The following is a 5,908-nucleotide window of genomic DNA, read 5'->3' as shown; positions in this document are numbered from 1 at the left end:
TCAAAAATGTTTAATAGAAGACATTACATTTCTGTTCTACCTGCGATTGCTTTAGATAATGTTACTTCGTCAGCATACTCTAAATCGCCACCTACCGATAACCCTTGTGCTAATCTCGTCACTTTGATACCTATAGGCTTAACTAATCTAGAAATATACATGGCTGTAGATTCCCCCTCTAAGTTCGGGTTCATAGCTAAGATTAATTCGCTAACTTCATCGCTTTTCAAGCGTTCAATCAATGAAGGAATATTAATATCTTCTGGTCCAATGCCATCCATAGGTGAAATAGACCCATGTAAAACGTGATATAAACCTTTGTATTCTCTCATTTTTTCCATAGCTATGACATCTTTGTCATCTTCCACAACACAAATAACTGAACGATCTCTTTGTTTATCTTCACAAATATAACATGGATCATTTTCAGTAATGTGACCACATACGCTACAATATGTTAATTCTCTCTTAACATCTACTAATGCTTTGGCAAACTGAACAACATCGTCTTCTTTCATATCTAAGGTATGAAAAGCCAGACGTTGGGCTGTCTTTGGACCAATGCCTGGCAATTTCATAAAGCTATCAATAAGCTTTGATATAGGTTCTGGATAATGCATCTATGATCACATTCCAGGGATGTTTAAGCCTTGAGTATGTTTACCTAAACGTTCTTGAGTAAGCTCATCAGCTTTATTCATCGCTTCATTAGTAGCTGCTAACACTAAGTCTTGTAGCATTTCAATATCGTCTGGGTCTACAGCTTCTTCTTTGATTTCAACGTCGACAACTTCTTTATGACCAGTTACAGTAACTGCAACCATGCCACCGCCAGCTGTTCCTACAATACGCTCTTCTTTAAGTTTTTCTTGTTCTTGAGCCATTTTCTTTTGCATTTTTTGCATTTGTTTCATCATTTGTTGCATGTTTCCGCCACCGCGCATATTCCATTTCCTCCTTGAAAATCAATAAATATTTATCAATAAAATGATGTTTCTTTCATTATACATACGATTATATCGCTTGTCATGTATCACTCTTCATCTATCACATGTACAGTTTCTTCACCGAAAAGATCTTTTGCTTTTTGAGCAATATCTGTTTGTTGTGCTTGTTGCTTTGGCATATCATCGCCTTCGTTTTTACGATTTTGTAAATACTCCGTTCGAACTCTTTGCCATTGATCTGATGGTACACCAACAACTTTAACGTTTTTATTAACGATATTACATACAACACTTTCTATACTACTACGTTTCTCGTCGTCTTTATTGACGATTTCACAATGGATCTCTTCCTCAAATTTCACAAGTACGTGATCTTCACTTGCCGCCACAGGTTCCGAATTTTGCAATAAACTAACGAGTGATTTTTTATCATTGTTTTTGGCATGATCAATCACTTCTTGCCAATGATCTTTCAACAATTTGATATCTGCCTTATTCGCTTTATCTAGCACTTTTGCAATTTGTTGCATTGAAAATGCATTTTTAGATTTTTGTATGCCTCTCGCAGGCTTTTTCGAAGATTTTTGAGCAGGAGCGACACTCACTCCTTGTGCTTTTAGTGTTTTTAATTCTTGCTCTAACTGTTCCATACGTTGCAACAATACATCTGTGTTTGGCGATGAAGCAATTTGTGCTGGTTCAGCTACATTCGCAATCACTTGTGGTTGACCCTTAATCTGCTCAGCTAATTTTACTAACAACACTTCAAAATGAACGTTTTGATTCACACTAAAACGAATCGACACTAATGTATCATTAATAAGATCAATCATTTGATATAACATATCTAATTCTAAGTTCATCAGTGCTCGATACTCAGTATCTTTCTCAGATGTTTTATTCATAATCGTATCTCTGACAAAATAAATCATATCATTTATTAGGCGATTCACTTCTTTACCCTCTGTTATAAACTGATGGTATTTTTTAAAAGATGCTTGTACGTCACCTTGTACAATATCATCAAACAAGTGATCCAACGCTTCATCATGTACGCTACCTGTGACATTCAACGCATCTTGCAATGTTAACGTACCATCACCAAATGCAATAGCCTGATCCATAATACTTAATGCATCACGCATACCCCCTTCAGACGCTTTAGCGATAAATGCCAAGGCTTCATCTTCACATTCAATTTGTTGTGCATCTGCTACAAATTTTAAACGTTCAACAATTTGATCTAGGCTAATTGCTTTAAAATCAAAACGTTGTGCCCTAGAAATGATTGTTGGAGGGATTTTATGTGGTTCTGTCGTTGCCAATATAAAAATAGCGTGTGCTGGAGGTTCTTCTAACGTCTTTAAAAGGGCATTAAAAGCACCTGTTGTTAGCATGTGCACCTCATCTATAATATAAACTTTATATTTCGATTCACTTGGTGCATATTTAACTTTGTCTCTAATATTTCTTATTTCATCAACGCCATTATTACTAGCAGCATCAATTTCTATCACATCTGAATTAGTCCCCTGCGTAATGCCTTTACAAATATGACATTCATTACAAGGTTCTCCATCAGTGCTATTTAGACAGTTGATTGCTTTAGCAAACACTTTGGCAATACTCGTTTTCCCCGTACCTCTCGGACCACTAAAAATATAAGCATGCGACTGTTTTTCTTTCGAAATCGCATTGCGCAATGTCTTCGTGACATGTTCTTGTCCGACGACATCCTCGAAACTTTGGGGTCTGTACATACGATATAAGGCTTGATAATTCAAGTTAGCACCTCCATAAACAATTACCTCTCATTATAGCATGATAATACCTTTACTTCTTAATTGAACAATTAATAAAAATGTTCTGGAAATTTTACGATTCCGTGTGGTGCATCCGTCAAATTATCCCATAAATATTTTACAAGTAACGGTGCATCACCAGATTCTAATTTAATGTCATGCTCAGCAGCATTTTGATAACCCAACTTTTCAAAGTAGTCAAAACAATGGTCTACAACAACCGTACTATACTCTTGTGCTTTGGCACGCTCTTCTACTGCTTGAACCAAGCCACGACCTAATTTTTGTCCACGTAATTCAGGATGAACTGATAAAGAGGCAATCGCCAAACCATAATACGTCTTATCATCACTATTAATTTCTACTTCAATTAATAAAACGTGTCCAACGACATCGTTATTTTCATTTTTCGCTATTACTTCTAATTCAAAATTATAGCAAGGAGATTTTCTTAAATGTTTTACTTTCGCACGTGCTTGCCAACTCGTTTCAGGATTATCATCAAAACTTTCTTCAATACTATTTAAAGATTTATCATAATCTAACTCTGTTAAAGTACTTAAATATATTTGCATATGTCCTCCGTAGGCATTTGATTGTCAATAATCATAACGTATCTCATTAATAATTCTATTGTAAGATACTCCCCCTCATTTCACCATCATTTCTTTATCATCAAATAATAACTTCTTACTTTTCATTGACACAAAAATCATTCAAACTGCACATCGATTTCACTTGAATCAAACTTCACATATAAAAAAGCTACTTCCCACAAACATGTTCCACGTATAATACGCTGAATTGTCTTCAAGAAAGTAGCTTCTATAAATAAATATATATTTTCAACTCTTAATAATCGGTTTAATATTTAAAAAATAAAAAACCGTGCACCTAAGCATCGAACGTAATTCACGAACGTAACCAAAGTCGTTAGCTAAATCTCGGCTACCCTACGGCACATATGATGATCCACTTAATGCTGCTTCCGTCAGGACCTGACATGGTTCATGGGTTCATATTGCATAGGACCGAAATCTTCAAACACTACGTGCTTTGGGCAGACTTCGCAAAAATACGGCCTCAACAAAGGAATTAAGCCTCGCATAAAGCGGATTTCGAGTACAGGGAACCGCTACCTCCCCACCTAGCACGGCAAGATATATATTACTATATTTTAATAGTTAATTGCAAGTATAAATCATTTATATCATTGTTTACTTTATACGACGTCTTGAGAAGTCGTTAAATTTAAATTCATTTGCAAGATGTTTTGAAATATTATATTGAAACGGCATTGTATTTTCTAAATACACAATACTTCGAACTGTTGCTGAATAAGCCACCGATACATCACCAAACAATTGATATGCTTGTTCATCAAACGGTTCAAAAGTAATAGACTTACTTGAATAACTAATATTAAGATTTAATACCTTTTCCAAATAATCATAAATAGAATCACTCGCAACATCATTACCTATATCTGAAACAATCGACTTTAGAAAATAATCTTCATCAACAATCTTCACATGTTGGTTAAGCCGACGAGTTCTAACAATATGAATGAGCGATTCACTAGAATTGATGTTTAAAGCATGTTGAACTTCTGGAACTTCATGCGCTTCAACAACCTCATTCACAACAACTTCAGTTAAATATGCGACGCCCATTTCTTCTTGCATTTCTTTAAAACTAACAAGTTCAGAAAATGGAAACTCTGTAACCTCCTGATAAATGACAAGTGACCCTTTACCATGAATCTTTTGAATCATGCCGTCTAATGCCAACAAATCTAATGCCTTACGCACGGTCTCTCGAGATGACTGGTACAATTGCACCAAATCATGTTCAGACGGAATTTGTTCACCATATTGAATCTGCCCGTTTAATATATCTTCTTTCAACGCCTCATAAATCTTCATAAACTTTTTTTGTTTCGCCATATAAACGCATCCACTCAATTTATTTTACGCGTTTGTTTCGATTACAATTGCACCAAACCCGCTTATCGTATTATTTTCCACTGTGCCTGTTTGAATCACAACACAACCTTCTCTAGCCAATCCTTCTGGCAAATCAACAGCCGATGCTGAGAAATTCGCAATTACTAGCCATTGTTGATTCTTATAATGACGTTCATAAACAAATAAATGATCATGATCCATAAAACGTGGCACAATGTCTCCATACGTAATAATATCATGCGTATGTCTTAATTGTATTAATTTTTGATACGTATAGAAAATAGACTCTTTATTCTGAAGTGCTTGTCTAACGTTGACCTGATGATAATTTTCCGAAATATCAATCCAAGGCTTACCAGCTGTAAATCCAGCATTAACATCATCACTCCATTGCATAGGCGTTCTCGAATTGTCTCGTGACTTCTGTCCTAAAATCGCTAATACATCCGCTTCAGCATGCCCTTCACTTAGCAACTGATGGTAGGCATTAATCGATTCAACATCACGATATTGTGCTATTGATGTAAAATGTGGGTCCGTCATACCAATTTCTTCACCTTGGTAAATATATGGCGTCCCTTGCAACATATGCAGTGCGATAGCTAACATTTTAGCACTTTGTATCCTCATCTCTTCCGACGTATCATCACCAAATCTAGACACTACCCGTGGCTGATCATGATTACACCAGAAAATCGCGTTCCATCCGCCACCGTCATAAATACCTCGTTGCCATTGCATCAGAATTTCCTTTAACTTATGAAAATCAAGCTTCGCATTTGTCCACTTTTCACCATCAACATAATCAACCTTTAGATGATGAAAATTAAAAACACTATTCAATTCTTGGCGTTCTGGTTGTGTATACTTAATACAATTTTCAATCGTCGTCGAAGACATTTCTCCTACAGTCATCATGTCAGTGTTACCAAACGTTTGACGATTTAATTCATGCAGAAACTCATGCACTCTAGGACCATCCGTATAAAATTCTTTACCTATTTTGTCAGAGTCCTTAAATTCACCTTTAGAAATTAAGTTAATGACATCAAATCGAAAACCATCAACGCCGAAGTCTATCCAATGATTGACTATGCGATATAACGATTGACGTACTTCCGGATTATCCCAATTTAAATCAGCTTGACTGACATCAAATAAATGTAAATAATATTCATCTGTCTCAGAATCA

7 protein-coding genes and 1 other RNA gene are annotated in these 5,908 nt (G+C 35.7%); all 8 read right to left on the bottom strand.

The window, feature by feature from the left end; genetic code table 11:
- Positions 1–23: 23 nt before the first annotated feature.
- Positions 24–620 carry a recombination mediator RecR gene (recR, locus tag IDG60_RS04960; protein WP_000559159.1) on the bottom strand — a complete coding sequence of 199 codons (597 nt, stop codon included), beginning with the start codon at positions 618–620 and terminating at the stop codon, positions 24–26.
- Positions 621–626: 6 nt separating this feature from the next.
- Positions 627–944, bottom strand: a complete 318-nt coding sequence (locus IDG60_RS04955) for a YbaB/EbfC family nucleoid-associated protein (RefSeq protein WP_001213992.1) — start codon at positions 942–944, stop codon at positions 627–629.
- A gap of 89 nt (positions 945–1,033) precedes the next feature.
- Positions 1,034–2,731: a DNA polymerase III subunit gamma/tau gene (gene dnaX / locus IDG60_RS04950; RefSeq protein ID WP_001109040.1), complete on the bottom strand. Its 1,698-nt coding sequence runs from the start codon at positions 2,729–2,731 to the stop codon at positions 1,034–1,036.
- A 68-nt stretch (positions 2,732–2,799) separates the two neighbouring features.
- On the bottom strand, positions 2,800–3,324 hold the full coding sequence (locus tag IDG60_RS04945; protein ID WP_001167828.1) for a GNAT family N-acetyltransferase: 525 nt from the start codon (positions 3,322–3,324) through the stop codon (positions 2,800–2,802).
- A 137-nt stretch (positions 3,325–3,461) separates the two neighbouring features.
- Positions 3,462–3,563: a hypothetical protein gene (locus IDG60_RS04940; protein ID WP_031775041.1), complete on the bottom strand. Its 102-nt coding sequence runs from the start codon at positions 3,561–3,563 to the stop codon at positions 3,462–3,464.
- A gap of 72 nt (positions 3,564–3,635) precedes the next feature.
- Positions 3,636–3,905: signal recognition particle sRNA large type (ffs, locus tag IDG60_RS04935), an RNA gene on the bottom strand.
- A 61-nt stretch (positions 3,906–3,966) separates the two neighbouring features.
- On the bottom strand, positions 3,967–4,695 hold the full coding sequence (gene treR, locus IDG60_RS04930) for a trehalose operon repressor (protein WP_001118675.1): 729 nt from the start codon (positions 4,693–4,695) through the stop codon (positions 3,967–3,969).
- A 24-nt stretch (positions 4,696–4,719) separates the two neighbouring features.
- Positions 4,720–5,908 (bottom strand): alpha-amylase family glycosyl hydrolase (locus tag IDG60_RS04925; RefSeq protein WP_206160534.1); only part of this gene is annotated, 1,189 nt, incomplete at its 5' end.

The organism is Staphylococcus sp. EG-SA-2, assembly GCF_017152085.1.
The sequence above is the reverse complement of the archived record's forward strand: the minus strand, read 5'-3'. Positions and strand labels throughout refer to the sequence as shown.